Below are 17,845 nucleotides of genomic sequence, written 5' to 3' on the forward strand. Positions count from 1 at the left end.
CGCCCGTTAACCCATCTTCCAAATTGTGTAGGAGACCAGCGCAGCAATGCCAATCAGCATTGCAAATGCATAGTGATAGACAAAACCACTCTGAATGGCGCTGACGCGACGTGCGATGTTACGGCAGGCAGCAGCAACCCCATCAGGGCCACAACCATCAATGATCGCACCATCACCCGATTTCCATAAGCCATAGCCAAGTGCAAAGGCCGGTTTTACGAAAATCTTGTCGTAGAGTTCGTCGAAATACCATTTGTTCAGCACGAAGCGATACAGACCGTTGAAGGTGTTCGCAAGCGTGCGTGGCAGCGACGGAACAAGCTTGTACATCACAACCGCAATGGCAAAGCCGGTAATCATCGCAACAAACGGTGCCAGTTTAACCCAGCCTGGAACATGGTGTGCATTTTCAAGGGCTGTGTGGCCCTCGGCCATGAAGATCGCACCGTTCCAGAAGTTCAGCATTTCTTCGTAGTTGCCACCACCGAACCAGTCCTTGGCAAACCAACCGGCAAAGATCGCGCCGACAGCCAGGAACAGAAGCGGTGCTGTCATGACAGCCGGGCTTTCATGCACATGCGCCATGGTCCGTTCATCAGCACGCGGAGCACCAAAGAAGGTCATGAAGATCAAACGCCAGCTATAGAACGAGGTCATAAGGGCCGCAAGGATCCCTGCCCAGAAGGCATAAAGACCAACATTGGTATGGGCCGCATAGGCACTTTCGATGACCAGATCCTTGGAATAGAAGCCCGCAAGACCCGGAACACCGGTGATGGCCAGCGTACCGATCATCATCACGCCAAAGGTCAGCGGAACCATTTTCCAGATGCCACCCATTTTGCGCATGTCCTGTTCATCAGACATCGCATGAATGACCGAACCGGCCCCAAGGAACAGAAGCGCCTTGAAGAAACCATGTGTCATCAGGTGGAACACACCCGCAGAATAAGCCGACACACCGCAGGCAAAGAACATATAGCCGAGCTGCGAACAGGTCGAATAGGCAATGACGCGTTTGATGTCGTTCTGAACACAGCCGATGGTCGCGGCAAAGAAAGCCGTCGACGCACCAACAATGGTGACGATCATCAAGGTGGTTTCAGCATATTCAAAGATCGGCGACAGACGCGCGACCATGAACACACCAGCCGTCACCATGGTTGCCGCGTGAATAAGGGCGGAAACCGGGGTTGGGCCTTCCATTGCGTCAGGCAACCAAGTGTGCAGACCAAGCTGTGCCGATTTACCCATCGCACCGATAAACAGCAGGAAGCAGGTAATTTCCAAAGCCGAGAATTCATAACCAAGGAACATCAGCGTCGTGCCGGCGACTTCTTCGGCATTGCCAAAGATCACGTCGAACTGAACGCTATCAAACAGCACATAGACCGCAAAGATACCAAGGGCAAAGCCAAAGTCACCAACGCGGTTAACAAGGAATGCCTTGATCGCTGCGGCCGATGCCGACGGTTTGGAATACCAGAAACCGATCAGAAGGTAGGACGCAAGCCCCACACCTTCCCAACCAAAGAACAGCTGGATCAGGTTGTCGGCGGTAATCAGCATCAACATCGCAAAGGTGAACAAGCTGAGATACGCCATGAAGCGCGGCTTGTCCGGGTCATGCGACATATAGCCGATGGAATAGATGTGAACCATCGAGGAAACGCCGGTCACAACAATCAGCATAACACAGGTCAGCGTATCAATACGCAGCGCCCATGAGACATCAAAGTTGCCCGAGGTGATCCAGGTAAACAGTTCAATCGTCACCGGGTTGCCACCAAGGGCAACATCGACAAAGGCAAAGATCGAAATGATAAAGGAAATCACCACGCCGCAAACGGTGACAAGCTGTGCCACGCGGTCGGCGGAGGAAACACCATGATGGTGATGACCGTGCGCGTCATGCGGGGCATCTTTCGCGGTCGACATGGCGCCGACCAGCGTGATGGTCCCGGCAATGGCTGCCGCGATCAGGGGCAGGAATACAATCAACGGATACATATCTGCCTTACCCCTTCATCATGTTGATATCTTCAACCGCGATGGTGCCGCGGTTACGGAAGTAGACGACCAGGATCGCCAGACCAATTGCAGCTTCGGCCGCCGCAACCGTCAGAACGAAGATGGTGAAAACCTGACCGACGAGGTCGCCAAGGAACGACGAGAACGCCACAAAGTTGATATTGACCGCCAACAGCATCAGTTCGATCGACATCATGATGATGATGACGTTCTTACGGTTCATAAAGATGCCGAAGATCCCGAGTGTGAAAAGGATCGCCGCGACGGTCAGATAATGTGCAAGACCGATTTCCATCAGATCCCCCTTCCGACCGGAACTTTTTTGATTTCAAGCGTATCAGCGCGGGTACGCTTGACCTGCTCGGAGATTTTCTGACGGCGGACACCTTCACGATGACGCAGCGTCAAAACAATTGCGCCAATCATCGCAACAAGCAGAACCAGTCCAGCCGACTGGAAGATGTATGCGTAATCGGTATAGATCAAACGACCAAGTGCCTCGACATTACCGACCCCTGCGGGCGTTGGTTGGGCAAGAACCGCAACCGCCTCGTCGGTCAGCGTCCATCCGGCACCGACAAACGCCAGTTCGACGAACAGAACAACCGCGATCAGAACCCCGATCGGCAGGTAGTTCAGGAAACCCTGGCGCATTTCAACAAAGTTGATGTCCAGCATCATCACGACGAACAGGAACAGAACCGCGACCGCGCCGACATAGACGACGACGAGCAGCATGGCGAGAAACTCAGCACCCAGCAGGACGAAAAGCCCGGCTGCGTTAAAGAATGTCAAGATCAGCAACAGTACCGAATGCACCGGGTTGCGAACGGTCACAACCGCTGTCGCGGACAGAACCGCGATGGTAGCAAACAGGTAAAAAGCCAAAGCCTGTACGACCATAAGGTACCCCCTTGGCGAATCGTTGCCGCCCCATTGGCAAACAACGATCCATGAACTCTCTTTATAACGATCAGACGCGACACTTACCGATAAGGTGCGTCTGCCTCCAATCGTGCAGCAAGCTCGGCTTCCCAGCGCTCGCCGTTTTCGAGAAGCTTGTCTTTGTCATAAAGAAGCTCCTCGCGGTTTTCGGTTGCGAACTCAAAGTTCGGACCTTCGACGATGGCATCCACTGGGCAGGCTTCTTCGCAGAAACCGCAATAGATGCATTTCGTCATATCAATGTCGTAGCGGGTTGTACGACGTGAACCATCGTCACGCGGCTCTACCTCAATGGTAATGGCCTGTGCCGGGCAAATTGCTTCACACAGTTTACATGCAATGCAGCGCTCTTCGCCGTTCGGGTAGCGGCGCAGGGCATGTTCACCACGGAAACGCGGGCTCAGCGGGCCTTTCTCATACGGGTAGTTCAGCGTCACTTTTGGCTTGAACATATATTTCAAGGTGAGCGCCATACCCGATACGAGTTCCGCGAGCAGGAAGCTCCGGGCCGTCCGATCAATAAATGACATCGTTTACCTCTCTCTTTCCGATGCGCGGCGATCAGGCCGGGACCTTGTCAAAAACTACCAGGAACGTAGCAACGAGCATGACCCAGGCAAACGACAGCGGCAGGAAGATTTTCCAACCCAGACGCATCAGCTGGTCATAACGGTAACGCGGGAATGTTGCACGGACCCAAAGGAAGATGAACAGAACGAAACAGATCTTCAGAATGAACCAGATCGCTCCCGGGATGAAGTCAAGGAACGGCAACGGTGCGGTCCAGCCCCCCAGGAACAGAACAGCACACAGGCCGCTCATCAGGATCATGTTGGCGTATTCACCCAAGAAGAACAGCGCAAAGGTCATTGCCGAATAATCGACGTTATAGCCTGAAACCAGTTCTGCTTCCGCTTCGGGAAGGTCAAACGGTGCGCGGTTGGTTTCTGCCAGGATGGACACGATGAAGACGATGAACATCGGGAAGTGATAGACAAAGTTCCACTCCCATACGCCGCCAATCTGGCCGCGGACGATGTCGCTCAGGTTCAGCGAGCCGGTTGTAAGCAGAACCGAGATGATGATCAGGCCAATCGAAATCTCGTACGAGACCATTTGGGCGCCAGAACGCAGCGCGCCGAGGAATGCGTATTTGGAGTTCGAAGCCCAACCGGCCATCACGATGCCATAGACACCCAGCGAAGAAATCGCGAACAGGTACAGAATACCAACGTTCAAATCTGCCAGAACCATGCCCTCGTCGAACGGAATAACCGCCCAGGCAATAATGGCCAGAATGAAGGTCAGCATCGGGGCGATGATGAACACGCCCTTGTTTGCACTTGTCGGAATGATTGTTTCTTTCAGAAACAGCTTCAGACCATCGGCAAGCGGTTGCAAAAGGCCAAACGGCCCCACAACGTTCGGGCCCTTACGGAGCTGAATAGCACCGATAACCTTACGCTCAGCGTAGGTCAGATAGGCGACAGCAACCAGCAGCGGGACCACAATCGCCAAAATCTTGGCGACGATCCAGACAAGTGGTTCAATATATCCGTCCCAAAGAAGTTCCATCGGTCAAACCGTATCTTTTGCGTTTCGTCCCTGAATTGGGACACCCCCTTGCGGAATAGGCGACGATCAAATCGCCGCCCCCCTTACTCAGGCAACCTTCTCGGCAGCCGCATCTTTGACAAAGGCCTCAGTACATTTGGCCATCGTCACCGATGCACGGCTGATCGGGTCGGTCATATAGAAATTGCGAACCGGGGACATAAAGCCATCTGACTTCATCTCACCTGCTTTACCGAAATCGGTCCATTCGGCCTTGGTCGGAACGTTCAGTGACGCGAAGGTCGGGCTGAGTTCCACCATGCGCGCGCGAACGGCATCGATATTGTTGTACGGCAGGGTTTTGTCCAACGCACCGGAAAGTGCCCGAACAATCGACCAATCCTCACGTGCATCACCACGCGGGAAGACTGCGCGCCAGCCCTGCTGGGCGCGGCCTTCGGTGTTGACGTAAGTTCCGTTCTTTTCGGTATAGGCAGCACCGGGCAAAATCACGTCCGCTGCCTGCGCACCGGCATCCCCCATCGCACCCTGGTAAATGACAAATGCCTTTTCCAGTTTGCTCATGTCGACTTCGTCGGCACCCAACAGATAAACAACTTCAACAGCGCCTTTTGACGCGCCATCGAGGATGTCGTTGGTTGCCAGACCGCCCTCACCCGGGACAAATCCCAGATCAAGACCACCGACACGCGATGCTGCGGTATGGAGAACGTTAAAGCCGTTCCACTCACCGGCAACCATGCCGAATTTCTCGGCAATTGCGCGGGTTGCGGCCAGAACAGCATCACCATCTTCACGGTTCAGAGCACCCATGCCGACGATGATCATCGGTTTATCGGCGGCTTTAAGAACCTTGGCGAAGTCGTTCTTGCCATCAAGAATTTCGGCAAGGGTTTCCGGACCGGCACCAAGATAATCGTTCTTGTAGGTCGGATCCCACTTCTCGCCGATGATACCAACGCGGAAATCACCGTTGGTCGCACGCCAGCGCTTACGCAGGCGGGAATTGATGATTGGTGCTTCGGCGCGCACATTTGCGCCAACGATCAGGCAGGCGTCTGCCTCTTCGATGCCAGCAATCGTGGTGTTAAAGATATAAGAGCTGCGCGGACCGCCGACTTTTGATCCGTCCTGACGACAATCAATGTTCGCAGAACCAAGGCTGCCCATCAGATCTTTAAGCGCCGTCATCGATTCACAATCGACCGTATCCCCGGCAATGGCGGCAATCTTTTTGCCATCCAGACCGGAAACCTTGGCTTTGATCGCGGCAAAGGCTTCGTCCCAGCTTGCCGGAACAAGCTTGCCATCAACACGGACATAAGGACGGTCGAGACGCTGACGTTTCAGGCCATCAATGGCGTAACGGGTTTTGTCCGAAATCCATTCTTCGTTCACGTCTTCGTTGATGCGCGGCAGAACACGCATAACTTCGGAGCTGCGCGCATCAATGCGAATGTTCGAGCCAACCGCATCCATAACGTCGATGCTGTCGGTTTTCTTCAATTCCCAAGGACGGGCGGTGAACGCATATGGTTTGGAGGTCAAGGCACCGACCGGGCAAAGGTCAATCAGGTTGCCCGAAAGTTCGGAGTTGATCGATGCTTCGATGTAAGGCCCGACTTCGGTATCTTCGCCGCGATAAACAGCACCCATGGTGCCAACACCGGCGACTTCCTCGGAGAAGCGCACGCAACGGGTACAGTGAATGCAACGGGTCATGATCGTTTTAACGATCGGGCCCAGTTCCTTGTCCTTCACGGCACGCTTTTTCTCGGCATAACGTGAAGAATCAAAACCATAGGCCATGGCCTGATCCTGAAGGTCACATTCGCCACCCTGGTCACAAATCGGGCAATCAAGCGGATGGTTAATCAGCAGGAATTCCATCACGCCATTACGCGCTTTTTTAACCAGATCAGAATCGGTTTTAATCACCATTCCATCTGCTGCAGGCATGGCACAGGATGCGACCGGTTTTGGCGCGCGTTCCATTTCAACCAGGCACATACGGCAATTGCCGGCGATTGACAGGCGTTCGTGATAGCAGAAACGCGGGATTTCCTTACCGGCCTCTTCACAGGCCTGAAGGACTGTCGCCCCGGCTTCTACTTCAACTTCTATACCGTCAACTGTTAGTTTCGGCATGTCTCAATCCCTCTCAACAGGTCCTTCTCAGGCCGCGATCCTCGCGCGATATTCCTTAATCCGACGTTCCATTTCGGGACGGAAATGACGGATAAGGCCCTGAATTGGCCATGCAGCAGCATCGCCAAGCGCACAAATGGTATGGCCTTCGACCTGTTTGGTCACATCCCACAACAGATCAATTTCATCAAGCGTAGCCTCGCCGCGGACCATACGCGTCATCATGCGCATCATCCAACCGGTACCTTCACGGCACGGCGTGCACTGGCCACAGCTTTCATGTTTGTAGAATTCCGACAGACGCGCGATGGCATAGACAATGTCAGTTGACTTATCCATGACAATCACAGCCGCCGTCCCCAGACCCGAGCCCACTTCACGCAGGCCATCAAAGTCCATCAGCACGTCGTCACAAACGTCTTTAGGCATCAGCGGAACAGACGAGCCACCCGGAATAACCGCCAGAAGGTTATCCCAGCCGCCGCGAACACCGCCGCAATGCTTTTCGATCAGTTCACGCAACGGAATGCTCATGGCCTCTTCGACGGTGCACGGCTTTTCGACGTGACCGGAAATGGCAAAAAGCTTGGTGCCGTGATTGTTCTCGCGGCCGAAGCTTGAGAACCACGAACCGCCCCGACGCAAAATGGTCGGAACCGCAGCAATGGATTCAACGTTGTTCACCGTGGTCGGGCAACCATAAAGGCCCGAGTTCGCCGGGAATGGTGGTTTTAGGCGCGGCTGACCTTTTTTACCTTCGAGGCTTTCGATCAATGCGGTTTCTTCGCCGCAGATGTAAGCACCGGCACCAAGATGCAGGTAAATGTCAAAGTCCCAACCCGACCCACAGGCATTTTTACCAACGAGCCCTGCTTCATATGCCTGATCAATGGCAAGCTGAAGATTGGAGGCTTCGTGATAGAACTCACCACGGATATAGATGTAAGCCGCATGCGCATTCATCGCGAAGCTGGCCAGAAGGCACCCTTCGATCAGAGTATGCGGATCATTACGCATGATCTCACGGTCTTTACAGGTGCCCGGCTCGCCCTCATCGGCATTAACCACGAGGTAGCTTGGACGACCATCAGATTCTTTGGGCATGAACGACCATTTAAGGCCGGTCGGGAAACCGGCACCGCCACGACCACGCATCCCCGATGATTTCATTTCATCGATGATCCAGTCGCGACCTTTTTCGATCAAACCCTTTGTACCATCCCAGTTCCCACGTGACTGCGCGCCCTTAAGGCCGAAGTCCTGAAAACCATAAAGGTTGGTAAAGATACGATCCTTATCCTGCAGCATATCAGGCGTCCCCTTTGCTTGCATCGGCGTCCTGCGGTGCAGCACCGCAACCACAGAATGCTTTCAGAACCTTCGGACCATCAATCGGCTCGCAGCCTTTACGGCCACTTTGCGGACCGACTTTTGGCTTTTCACCCTTTTTGAGGGCATCAAGGATGGCCTTGGTCGTATCTGCGGTCAGGTCTTCGTAATAATCGTCGTTGATCTGCATCATCGGTGCGTTAACACACGCGCCAAGGCACTCAACTTCGATCATGGTGAACTGACCGTCTTGCGTCGTTTCGCCAACACCAATGCCGAGTTCCTTTTTACAGGTATCGACAACGTCGGCAGAACCGCGAAGCCAGCACGGCGTTGTGGTGCAGACCTGGATGAAATTCTTACCCACGGGGGCAAGGTTATACATCGTATAGAAGGTCGCAACCTCATAGACACGAATGGCAGGCATTTCGAGCATGTCGGCAAGGTAGTCCATTGCGACTGTCGGAACCCAATTGCCTTCGGTCTGACGCTGTGCCAGATCAAGCAACGGCATGACAGCACTTTGCTGGCGGCCTTCCGGATACTTGGCGATGATCTTTTTCGCTTTATCCAGGTTTTCTGGCGTAAAGGCGAAGCTGACAGGCTGAAGCTCTTTCGGAGCTGGTCTTCTCAAATGGCTCATCGGTCAATCTCACCGAACACGATATCTAGCGACCCGATATTTGCAACGACGTCGGCCAGCATGTGGCCTTTTGACATGAAGTCGATGCCTTGAAGGTGCGGGAACCCCGGGGCGCGGATTTTGCAACGATACGGACGGTTCGAGCCATCCGAAACAAGATACACACCAAACTCGCCTTTAGGTGCCTCGACCGCGGCATAGCATTCGCCAGCCGGAACGTGGAACCCTTCGGTAAAGAGTTTGAAGTGATGAATAAGGGCTTCCATCGAACGCTTCATCTGCGCGCGCGACGGCGGTGCCACTTTGTTGTTCTGAACAATTACAGGACCATCAGGCATATTCTTGACGGCCTGCTTGATGATTTTCAGAGACTGCCACATTTCTTCGAAACGCACGAGGAAACGGTCATAGCAGTCACCGTTCTTGCCGACCGGAATGTCAAAATCGAAATCTTCGTACGAGTCATAAGGCTGCGACTTGCGAAGATCCCATGCCAGACCGGATGCCCGAATATTCGGGCCGGTAAAGCCCCAATCAAGCGCCTCTTCGGCGGTCACGGTTCCGATATCAACCGTACGCTGTTTAAAGATACGGTTGCCGGTAAGAACGCGATCAAAATCATTGAGGAAAACGTCAAACTGATCAGCCCAGGCATCGATGTCTTCAAGCAAGCCAGCCGGAAGATCGACAGCAACACCGCCCGGACGGAAATAGTTGGCGTGAAGACGGGCACCACAGGCGCGCTCATAGAATTCCATGAGCTTTTCACGTTCTTCAAAGCCCCATAGAAGCGGCGTCATCGCACCAACGTCGAGCGCAAATGCCGTCATGTTCAGAATATGGTTCAGGATACGGCCGATTTCGGCGTACAGAACACGGATATACTGAGCACGTTTGGGAACTTCGACGCCCATCAGCTTTTCGATGGCCAGGCAATAAGCATGCTCCTGGTTCATCGGTGCGACATAGTCGAGGCGGTCGAAATACGGTGTTGCCTGAATATAGGTTTTATATTCGATCAGCTTTTCCGTACCACGGTGCAAAAGGCCAATATGGGCATCCGCACGTTCAATGACCTCGCCGTCCATTTCCAGGACCAGGCGCAGAACCCCGTGAGCCGCAGGGTGCTGCGGACCGAAGTTCATGGTCATATTTTTGATTTTTTGTTCGGACATCAGGCCTTGCCCTCCGCCTTTTCATCGCCCGGAAGAACATTCTGGATGCCTTCCCATGGGCTTTCGAAATCGAAATTGCGGAAATCCTGAACCAGTTTGACCGGCTCATAGACGACGCGCTTCTGCTCATCATCATAACGAACTTCGACATAGCCGGTCAGCGGGAAATCCTTACGCAGCGGATGACCTTCAAAACCGTAATCGGTCAGGAGACGACGGGGATCGGGATGACCGGCAAAGAAGATACCGTACATATCCCACGTTTCGCGCTCAAACCAGTCGGCGGCGCTGAAAAGCGAGACACAGCTTGGTACCGGGATTTCTTCGTCGGTACGTACCTTAACGCGGATGCGCAGGTTATGCTTAAGCGACAGCATGTGGTACACGACATCAAAACGCTCAGCGCGTTCCGGATAATCCGCACCACAAACGTCGATAAGCTGCTTGAACAAGCAGCCGGTATCGTCCCGAAGGAAGGTCAGAACTTTTAGAATGTCATCGCGCTTGGCAATGACGGTCAACTCGCCGTAACGAATCTCGGTTTCGAGAATTTCGTTTGCAAGCTGGGACACCACAAGATCTTTAAGATCTTTCAATGCGGCGCTGTTATCGCTGAGCAGTTCGCTCATGCAAGCCCCCTATTACGGATCAGCGTGTCAAAACACCAGTTCGGCGGATTTTCTTTTGCAACTGCATCACGCCGTAAATCAGCGCTTCGGCTGTCGGCGGGCACCCCGGAACATATACGTCAACCGGAACAACACGATCACAACCGCGCACCACCGAATAGGAATAGTGATAGTAACCGCCGCCATTGGCGCACGACCCCATCGAAATAACCCAGCGCGGCTCTGCCATCTGGTCATAGACCTTACGCAGTGCCGGGGCCATTTTGTTGGTCAGTGTACCAGCAACGATCATGACGTCTGACTGACGCGGGCTTGGGCGGAAGACAAGACCATACCGGTCAAGGTCATAACGCGACGCAGCCGAATGCATCATCTCAACAGCACAGCATGCCAGACCAAAGGTCATTGGCCACATCGAACCAGTGCTTGCCCAGCTTGCGAGCTTGTCAAGATTGGCAAGGACAAAGCCCTTGTCGTTCATCTCGTCAAACACGCCCTTAAGCAGGGTATCCTGATCCGCGCCGGGTGCCAGGGATGCGCCTGTATTGGTGCTCACTCCCATTCCAAAGCTCCCTTCTTCCATTCGTAGATAAATCCGACCGTCAGAACGGCCAGGAAGATCACCATCGAAACGAAGCCGAATGTGCCGATATCACCGAGGGTAACAGCCCACGGGAACAGGAACGCGACTTCAAGGTCGAAAATAATGAACAAGATTGCAACCAGATAGAACCGCACGTCAAACTTGATGCGCGCGTCTTCGAACGGCGCAAAACCGCACTCATATGCGGACAGTTTTTCGACATCCGGTGCCTGTTTGGCAAGAACCAGCGACGCGATGATGATTACCGCCGAAAGACCGACGGCGATCCCGATAAACACCAGGATCGGAAGATATTCCGAAAGAAGCTCTTGCATCTCTCTGACCTCTCAAGAACAGGCCTTCTGACCCGACCAGGTCCCCACCTGGCCAATATCGGCGCACCATAGCGTATGCACCGCACAAGTTCCAGACATTCGAACAGTTTGACCCGCCTTAAGTCCAGAAACTTTCTAATCTTTTCGTACCGTTTACTATCGTCCGATATCGGGCCGCGCATCGATATGATCAAGACCCAATCGTGCGAAGCAACGTTAGCAACACATGAAAAGGCGATCGCGGAAAAGACGAAACGCCCGATAAAAGGCAACAGATGAAGGGTCATGGCGCGAGCGACGAGACTTGAACTCGCGACCTCCGGCGTGACAGGCCGGCGCTCTAACCAACTGAGCTACGCCCGCAAAATGACCATCATTCGGCGCGCCTTTGTTAGACCACACCCAAAACCAAGTCAAGCAGCTAGCAGTGTTTTCAACCCTTTCGACATTTAGGCGCGCCAACATCACCCTGTGAATGACAATTTCGCCTCCTTTTGTACTGAATTAACCCTTTCTGCACATTTTACGCCCTCAATTCGTTTGGGGTTTTGCATTGGGGCGTCAGCTTTTATAGAATTGTTGACAAATTTCTCCTATCTTACGGTGCGATAGGGGCAAGTTCGAACATCCCACAACTGATTTCGAACAGAGTCATTAGGACGGAGAAGACCACTCGTGGGGCGCGTTAAAGAAGAATACAGATCACTGGCCGGTCCTGAGAAAGCTGCGATTCTCATGCTCGCACTTGGCGAAGAACACGCGACCAAAATGTTCAGCATGATGGATGATGAGGAAATCAAGGAGATTTCCCAAACCATGTCGAGCCTTGGCACCATCGGGTCCAACATCGTTGAACGCCTGTTTGTCGAATTTGCAGATCAGCTTTCTTCAACCGGCTCGCTTGTCGGCTCGTTTGATACAACCGAACGCCTGCTCTCGAAAGTTCTGTCCGAAGACCGTGTTAACGGCATCATGGAAGAGATCCGCGGCCCTGCGGGTCGCACCATGTGGGACAAGCTCAACAACGTTAACGAAGCCGTTCTGGCAAATTACCTTAAGAACGAATACCCGCAGACAGTCGGCGTTGTGCTCTCAAAGCTTAAACCCGGCCACTCTGCGGCCGTGCTGTCGCTTTTGCCGGAAAACTTCTCGATGGAAGTTATCATGCGTATGTTGCGCATGGAAGCCGTGCAGAAAGAAGTCCTCGACAATATCGAGAAAACGCTTCGCACCGAGTTCATGTCCAACCTTGCGCGCGGTTCGCGCGGGGATAACCACGAACTTATGGCCGATATCTTCAACAGCCTTGATCGACAGAGTCAGGACCGGTTCCTTACCGCACTTGAGGAACGTAACCGTGACTCTGCGGAAAAGATCAAAGCCCTCATGTTCACCTTCGAAGACCTTGCACGCCTGGACAACAACGGTGTTCAGACCCTGCTGCGTCAGGTGGAAAAAGACAAACTGGCCTTGGCACTCAAAGGATCGACCGATCAGATGCGCGACCTGTTCTTCAAGAACATGTCCGAACGTGCAGGCAAGATGATGCGCGAAGACATGGACGCACAGGGGCCTGTCCGCCTGTCGGATGTCGAAGAGTCGCAAATGATGATTGTGCAACTGGCCAAGGAACTGGCGGCACAGGGCCAGATCGTTATTTCCGAAGGCGGCGGCGAAGACGAAATGGTCTATTAAGCCCCGCGGCCACGTCAAAACAATTTTACAAAGGACAGCCTTGCGCTGTCCTTTTTCTTTTATGCATCGTCAACAACGGCTAAGACTGTTTTGCGCGCAGCCTGCCCCTGCCCACCATTCCACTTGTGTGCTTTGATTATCCAATGATGACGTTCGGGACCGGGTCGGTAATCGACTTGATTTCCCAACGCAGGCGGTTCTGCCCACCAACCTTGGTGAACTCATCTGCGTTATGGCTTCGAATGCCAGCAGACGTCCGAACTTCAATCTTGCCCGTCATTTGATAGCCCAATGCCGTCAGGCGCTCCTCATAACGATCAGGAACGAACCCGCCACGAATTTCGACGGTATTGGAGTCTGTGTAAAAGAACATCTCGAGAATGCGGGAATTGCGGCGCACAAAGACAAAGCTTTTGTCACGCATGATATTGCTGCGGCGTTCATAAACGATGTTGAACACCCCGCGCCCGTTGTACGTTAGCTGCCGCACACCGGAATCGCGTTTCAGGTCGGCCAAAACAACTGAGACCTTTTCCTTTTCCGCATCGGCATCAAGAGTGCCATCCAAAAGGCCCTCTGTGATGGTTGGCTGCACAAGCAAGCCCCGATAGCTCAGCCGATAATCACCGTTGCGCTCCATACTGAGATCAATGGTGAAGGCTTCGGGGAGATAACAGCCAACAAGGACCACAGGCATCAACAGCGCCAGCAGGAAGCTCCTGAGGCGTCGTAGAGCGACTTTGCCGCCCAGTGACGAAAGATCCCGGCAAAACGGCGTGAGCCACGTTGAAATCAGCTTGGATTGACGGTCGTTCATTATGGTTATTTTCCAATTCCCCATGGCCATAAGGGCAAGATTGCCTGTCAGGCTAGCAAGCGTCAACTTTTACAGTCATTTACACCGGCCCGCGCCATGGACAGCACCCAACACTCCATAGATCCGATTCGCTAGACCGAACGCGATTTGCACAGCTGCGCCGCAAGAAACATTGCACCGCGGCACTTTGGGCCTAGAACCCTTTTGAACCATACACTTTCTCCATGACGCGCCGCAGGATATCCTGATGCCAGCTCACGCACGAAATGGACTTGGGCCATTAAGGCATGGCAGCTTTGGACCCTGCTTTCCAAGATGGCGTTACGTGTGGGAAGACGGGAATTATCGGGGATGTGAAACAGGCAAAGAAAAAGGCACCCTTTAGGGGTGCCTTAATCGTGGTGGGTGATGAGAGATTCGAACTCCCGACCCTCTCGGTGTAAACGAGATGCTCTAACCAGCTGAGCTAATCACCCGATGTTCCCGCGCTGTATTCTGCGGAAGCGGGGCGGAACTTAGCATGCTTTTTGCAAAAAGCAATCGATACATTTCAGAAAATTGAAACTTCTATTTCAAGGGTACTTAACATTGCCACATGGTCAACCGTGGCACCCTGTTTTACGCGTTTTACAGCAGAAAACGGCGCAATATCAAAACAGCCCGAAACGAATTTGACGACGATGTGATTCGATCAAAAACAGACAAATAAAAAAGGCACCCTTTAGGGGTGCCTTAATCATGGTGGGTGATGAGAGATTCGAACTCCCGACCCTCTCGGTGTAAACGAGATGCTCTAACCAGCTGAGCTAATCACCCGATGTTTCCGCGCTATTTTGCGAAAGCGGGCGGAACATAGCATGGATTTTAGAAAAAGCAATGCCGGTGACTGATGTCACCGGCATTTTTATTCAAAACATCGCCAAACTTAGTTGACGGCGTCTTTAAGGCCTTTACCAGCCTTGAATTTCGGCTGTTTCGATGCCGGGATGTCGATTTCTTCACCGGTGCGCGGGTTGCGACCTTTTGAAGCAGCGCGAGCAGCGACAGCGAAGGTACCGAAACCAACCAGACGAACTTCGTCGCCGGATTTCAAAGAATCGGTGATGGAATCGAAAACAGCATCAACTGCCTTAGCGGCGTCAGCTTTTGAAAGATCGGCTTTAGCAGCTACACTTCCAACGAGATCGTTTTTATTCACTTCCTGGCCCCCTTGTTTGGACGTTCGGAGTTATGAGGAAATTTGGTTTGCCCCAAACCTGTTGCATGGGCAGTGTAAGCAGGTCGCAAACATCTCGTCAATGCGAGAGACGCAGTTTTCTGCGGTTTCTGACGTTTTTTTCGATTTTTTGCACTTTACACTCCCCCAGACATAGACCTTTGTCGATTCTTGGCCAAAGTTATCCACAGAAAAAGGGGAGCAACCATGCTGCTCCCCTTTGATTTCTGCCAGTTCGGGCGTTTATTAATGCGTGGTCACACCACCAACATCCGATTCTTCGTCGTCTTTGGATTTGACGACAACGTCATCGACGCCCTCTTCCCACTCAATCGGCACCAGCGGATTGACCAGTGCGTGGCTGAGAACCTCGTCGACATGCGACACCGGAATGATTTCCATACCGCGTTTAACGTTATCGGGAATCTCTTCGAGATCCTTTTCGTTTTCCTGCGGGATCAGGACAACTTTCACCCCGCCGCGCAATGCGGCCAGAAGTTTTTCTTTCAAACCACCAATCGGAAGAACACGACCACGCAAGGTGACCTCGCCTGTCATGGCGACATCTTTGCGCACCGGATTTCCTGTTAGAACCGAAACAACCGACGTCACCATGCCAACACCAGCGGACGGACCGTCTTTTGGTGTTGCACCCTCGGGAACGTGAACGTGAATGTCACGTTTCTGGAACAGGGTCGGCTTGATGCCAAAGTCTACGGCACGCGAGCGCACGAACGATGTCGCGGCCTGAATCGATTCAGTCATGACCTCACCGAGCTTACCGGTGGTTTTCATGTTGCCTTTGCCCGGTACAGTGACCGATTCAATCTGCAACAGATCGCCACCAAATTCGGTATAGGCAAGACCGGTAACAACACCGACCTGATCTTCACCCTCGGTTGCGCCATAGCGGAACTTACGGATCCCGGCATATTTACCAAGGGTCCGCGGGGTTACACGCACAGATTTGATGCTTTCGAGCAAAATCCGCTTGGTCGCCTTACGGGCAAGACGGGCCAGTTCACGTTCAAGACTACGGACCCCGGCTTCGCGGGTGTAGTAACGGATCAGATCACGCAACGCGTCATCCGAAATGCTCCACTCATCCTTTTTCAGGCCGTTATCCTTGACCTGTTTAGGAATCAGGTGACGCTTGGCGATTTCGACCTTCTCGTCCTCGGTATACCCCGAAAGACGAATGACCTCCATACGGTCCAACAGCGGCTGCTGCATCCGAAGCGAGTTCGCCGTGGTGACGAACATGACATCAGAAAGATCGTAATCGACTTCAAGATAGTGATCGTTAAAGGTCGAGTTCTGTTCCGGATCGAGCACCTCAAGCAATGCCGACGCAGGGTCGCCACGGAAATCCGATCCCATTTTTTCAATCTCATCGAGAAGGAAAAGCGGGTTCGAATATTTGGCTTTTTTCATGCCCTGCACGATCTTGCCCGGCATGGACCCGATATAGGTCCGGCGGTGACCGCGGATTTCAGACTCATCACGTACGCCACCAAGTGACATCCGCACAAAGCTGCGACCTGTCGCATTGGCCATTGATTTACCAAGCGAGGTTTTACCAACGCCGGGAGGACCAACAAGACACAGGATCGGGCCTTTGACTTTTTTGGTGCGCGCCTGAACGGCTAAATACTCAAGGATGCGTTCCTTGACCTTTTCCAGACCAAAATGATCCTTATCCAGAACCTTTTTCGCCTTTTTCAGGTCGTGCGACACACGAGAACGCTTGTTCCACGGAATAGACACCATCCAGTCAAGATAGTTGCGCACCACGGTGGCTTCTGCCGACATCGGGCTCATATTGCGCAGTTTCTTGAGTTCGGCTTCGGCCTTTTCCTTTGCCTCTTTGGGCATTTTGGCTTTGTTCAGCTTCTCTTCGAGTTCAGAAGCTTCATCCTTGCCGTCTTCACCCTCGCCCAGTTCTTTCTGAATGGCTTTAAGTTGCTCATTCAAATAGTACTCGCGCTGGGTTTTTTCCATCTGGCGTTTGACGCGGTTGCGGATCTTCTTTTCGACCTGCAGCACACCGATTTCGGATTCCATGAACCCGAAAATACGTTCCAGACGGTCACCAACAAGGGCGGTTTCCAGAAGTTCCTGTTTTTCGGAAATCTTAAGCGACAGGTGCGATGCAACCGTGTCAGCAAGCTTCGCTGGTTCTTCGATCTGATTGACCGAAACCAGGACTTCTGGCGGAATTTTCTTGTTGAGTTTGATGTACTGTTCGAACTGTGTGACCACAGAACGGGCAAGGGCCTCGAGTTCGCTGTCGTCTTCGTCAGCATCCTCACGCACGCCAGCATGGGCCTGGAAGAATTCCGGATTATCAACGTATCCCGAAATTTCGGCGCGTTTACCGCCTTCGACCAATACCTTTACCGTGCCATCCGGCAGCTTGAGAAGCTGCAGAACAGTTGCAACAGTACCAACTTCATAGAGATCTTCGACTGCCGGATCATCAAGACCGGCGTCTTTCTGTGTGACAAGCAGGATCTGCTTGTCTTCGCGCATGACATCTTCGAGCGCACGCACAGACTTTTCACGTCCCACAAACAGGGGGACAATCATGTGCGGGAACACGACAATGTCGCGCAACGGCAGCACCGGATATATTTCGCCACGCGCTAATTCGACCATTATGTTCTATTCCCTAATCTGAGCCAAAACGTTGCTGCGGTCCTGCTTTAGGCCCCGCCAGCAACG

The 17,845-nt window shown here is 53.0% G+C and carries 16 protein-coding genes and 3 tRNA genes; 1 reads left to right on the forward strand and 18 read right to left on the reverse strand.

The window, feature by feature from the left end:
• Positions 1-6: 6 nt before the first annotated feature.
• The 13 genes from nuoL to AMM48_RS02880 all read right to left on the reverse strand — a co-directional run bounded on the left by nuoL (position 7) and on the right by AMM48_RS02880 (position 11,756).
• Positions 7-2,010 (reverse strand): NADH-quinone oxidoreductase subunit L, encoded by a 2,004-nt coding sequence (gene nuoL, locus AMM48_RS02820; protein ID WP_102782816.1) that lies wholly within the window; start codon positions 2,008-2,010, stop codon positions 7-9.
• Between the two features lie 7 nt (positions 2,011-2,017).
• Positions 2,018-2,326 carry an NADH-quinone oxidoreductase subunit NuoK gene (gene nuoK, locus AMM48_RS02825; protein WP_022732390.1) on the reverse strand — a complete coding sequence of 103 codons (309 nt, stop codon included), beginning with the start codon at positions 2,324-2,326 and terminating at the stop codon, positions 2,018-2,020.
• Positions 2,326-2,934 (reverse strand): NADH-quinone oxidoreductase subunit J, encoded by a 609-nt coding sequence (locus tag AMM48_RS02830; RefSeq protein ID WP_022732391.1) that lies wholly within the window; start codon positions 2,932-2,934, stop codon positions 2,326-2,328. The genes nuoK and AMM48_RS02830 overlap by 1 nt, the downstream gene beginning before the upstream one ends.
• Before the next feature lie 83 nt (positions 2,935-3,017).
• Entirely contained in the window at positions 3,018-3,506 is a 489-nt protein-coding gene (nuoI, locus tag AMM48_RS02835) for an NADH-quinone oxidoreductase subunit NuoI (protein ID WP_022732392.1), read from the reverse strand.
• A gap of 31 nt (positions 3,507-3,537) precedes the next feature.
• Positions 3,538-4,551, reverse strand: a complete 1,014-nt coding sequence (gene nuoH / locus AMM48_RS02840) for an NADH-quinone oxidoreductase subunit NuoH (RefSeq protein WP_022732393.1) — start codon at positions 4,549-4,551, stop codon at positions 3,538-3,540.
• An 87-nt stretch (positions 4,552-4,638) separates the two neighbouring features.
• On the reverse strand, positions 4,639-6,699 hold the full coding sequence (nuoG, locus tag AMM48_RS02845) for an NADH-quinone oxidoreductase subunit NuoG (RefSeq protein WP_102782817.1): 2,061 nt from the start codon (positions 6,697-6,699) through the stop codon (positions 4,639-4,641).
• 27 nt (positions 6,700-6,726) lie between these two features.
• Positions 6,727-8,007 carry an NADH-quinone oxidoreductase subunit NuoF gene (nuoF, locus tag AMM48_RS02850; RefSeq protein ID WP_022732395.1) on the reverse strand — a complete coding sequence of 427 codons (1,281 nt, stop codon included), beginning with the start codon at positions 8,005-8,007 and terminating at the stop codon, positions 6,727-6,729.
• Position 8,008: 1 nt separating this feature from the next.
• Positions 8,009-8,671 carry an NADH-quinone oxidoreductase subunit NuoE gene (nuoE, locus tag AMM48_RS02855; protein ID WP_101300654.1) on the reverse strand — a complete coding sequence of 221 codons (663 nt, stop codon included), beginning with the start codon at positions 8,669-8,671 and terminating at the stop codon, positions 8,009-8,011.
• Positions 8,668-9,846, reverse strand: coding sequence for an NADH-quinone oxidoreductase subunit D (locus AMM48_RS02860; RefSeq protein WP_102782818.1), 1,179 nt, complete (start codon positions 9,844-9,846; stop codon positions 8,668-8,670). Before AMM48_RS02860 ends, nuoE begins: the two co-directional genes overlap by 4 nt.
• Complete coding sequence (locus tag AMM48_RS02865) at positions 9,846-10,475, reverse strand: NADH-quinone oxidoreductase subunit C (protein ID WP_102782819.1); 630 nt, start codon at positions 10,473-10,475, stop codon at positions 9,846-9,848. Before AMM48_RS02865 ends, AMM48_RS02860 begins: the two co-directional genes overlap by 1 nt.
• Positions 10,476-10,494: 19 nt before the next feature.
• Positions 10,495-11,037, reverse strand: coding sequence for an NADH-quinone oxidoreductase subunit B (locus AMM48_RS02870; protein WP_198413493.1), 543 nt, complete (start codon positions 11,035-11,037; stop codon positions 10,495-10,497).
• Positions 11,028-11,393 carry an NADH-quinone oxidoreductase subunit A gene (locus tag AMM48_RS02875; RefSeq protein ID WP_022732400.1) on the reverse strand — a complete coding sequence of 122 codons (366 nt, stop codon included), beginning with the start codon at positions 11,391-11,393 and terminating at the stop codon, positions 11,028-11,030. Before AMM48_RS02875 ends, AMM48_RS02870 begins: the two co-directional genes overlap by 10 nt.
• A gap of 286 nt (positions 11,394-11,679) precedes the next feature.
• Positions 11,680-11,756 (reverse strand) — tRNA-Asp (locus AMM48_RS02880).
• 312 nt (positions 11,757-12,068) lie between these two features.
• Here AMM48_RS02880 and fliG point away from each other — a divergent pair.
• The gene (gene fliG / locus AMM48_RS02885; RefSeq protein WP_022732401.1) at positions 12,069-13,088 is read left to right on the forward strand and encodes a flagellar motor switch protein FliG; all 1,020 of its coding nucleotides are present in this window, start codon (positions 12,069-12,071) and stop codon (positions 13,086-13,088) included.
• 136 nt (positions 13,089-13,224) lie between these two features.
• Here the strand turns inward: fliG and AMM48_RS02890 are convergent, their stop codons facing one another.
• The 5 genes from AMM48_RS02890 to lon all read right to left on the reverse strand — a co-directional run bounded on the left by AMM48_RS02890 (position 13,225) and on the right by lon (position 17,779).
• On the reverse strand, positions 13,225-13,905 hold the full coding sequence (locus tag AMM48_RS02890; protein ID WP_244271101.1) for a hypothetical protein: 681 nt from the start codon (positions 13,903-13,905) through the stop codon (positions 13,225-13,227).
• A 399-nt stretch (positions 13,906-14,304) separates the two neighbouring features.
• Positions 14,305-14,381: transfer RNA gene (locus tag AMM48_RS02895), tRNA-Val, on the reverse strand.
• 263 nt (positions 14,382-14,644) lie between these two features.
• Positions 14,645-14,721, reverse strand: a tRNA-Val gene (locus tag AMM48_RS02900).
• A gap of 109 nt (positions 14,722-14,830) precedes the next feature.
• A complete protein-coding gene (locus tag AMM48_RS02905; protein WP_008891813.1) occupies positions 14,831-15,103 on the reverse strand; it encodes an HU family DNA-binding protein in 273 nt (90 codons plus the stop codon).
• A gap of 264 nt (positions 15,104-15,367) precedes the next feature.
• Positions 15,368-17,779, reverse strand: coding sequence for an endopeptidase La (gene lon / locus AMM48_RS02910; RefSeq protein ID WP_102782821.1), 2,412 nt, complete (start codon positions 17,777-17,779; stop codon positions 15,368-15,370).
• Positions 17,780-17,845 lie beyond the last annotated feature (66 nt).

Source organism: Thalassospira sp. GB04J01, assembly GCF_000751115.1.
Lineage (GTDB): Bacteria > Pseudomonadota > Alphaproteobacteria > Rhodospirillales > Thalassospiraceae > Thalassospira > Thalassospira lucentensis.

Excerpts from the sequence above, each read along its gene's own strand:
- nuoL (WP_102782816.1), bottom strand. The coding sequence starts at position 2,010 with ATGTATCCGTTGATTGTATTCCTGCCCCTGATCGCGGCAGCCATTGCC.
- nuoK (WP_022732390.1), bottom strand. The coding sequence starts at position 2,326 with ATGGAAATCGGTCTTGCACATTATCTGACCGTCGCGGCGATCCTTTTC.
- AMM48_RS02830 (WP_022732391.1), bottom strand. The coding sequence starts at position 2,934 with ATGGTCGTACAGGCTTTGGCTTTTTACCTGTTTGCTACCATCGCGGTT.
- nuoI (WP_022732392.1), bottom strand. The coding sequence starts at position 3,506 with ATGTCATTTATTGATCGGACGGCCCGGAGCTTCCTGCTCGCGGAACTC.
- nuoH (WP_022732393.1), bottom strand. The coding sequence starts at position 4,551 with ATGGAACTTCTTTGGGACGGATATATTGAACCACTTGTCTGGATCGTC.
- nuoG (WP_102782817.1), bottom strand. The coding sequence starts at position 6,699 with ATGCCGAAACTAACAGTTGACGGTATAGAAGTTGAAGTAGAAGCCGGG.
- nuoF (WP_022732395.1), bottom strand. The coding sequence starts at position 8,007 with ATGCTGCAGGATAAGGATCGTATCTTTACCAACCTTTATGGTTTTCAG.
- nuoE (WP_101300654.1), bottom strand. The coding sequence starts at position 8,671 with ATGAGCCATTTGAGAAGACCAGCTCCGAAAGAGCTTCAGCCTGTCAGC.
- AMM48_RS02860 (WP_102782818.1), bottom strand. The coding sequence starts at position 9,846 with ATGTCCGAACAAAAAATCAAAAATATGACCATGAACTTCGGTCCGCAG.
- AMM48_RS02865 (WP_102782819.1), bottom strand. The coding sequence starts at position 10,475 with ATGAGCGAACTGCTCAGCGATAACAGCGCCGCATTGAAAGATCTTAAA.
- AMM48_RS02870 (WP_198413493.1), bottom strand. The coding sequence starts at position 11,037 with ATGGGAGTGAGCACCAATACAGGCGCATCCCTGGCACCCGGCGCGGAT.
- AMM48_RS02875 (WP_022732400.1), bottom strand. The coding sequence starts at position 11,393 with ATGCAAGAGCTTCTTTCGGAATATCTTCCGATCCTGGTGTTTATCGGG.
- AMM48_RS02890 (WP_244271101.1), bottom strand. The coding sequence starts at position 13,905 with ATGAACGACCGTCAATCCAAGCTGATTTCAACGTGGCTCACGCCGTTT.
- lon (WP_102782821.1), bottom strand. The coding sequence starts at position 17,779 with ATGGTCGAATTAGCGCGTGGCGAAATATATCCGGTGCTGCCGTTGCGC.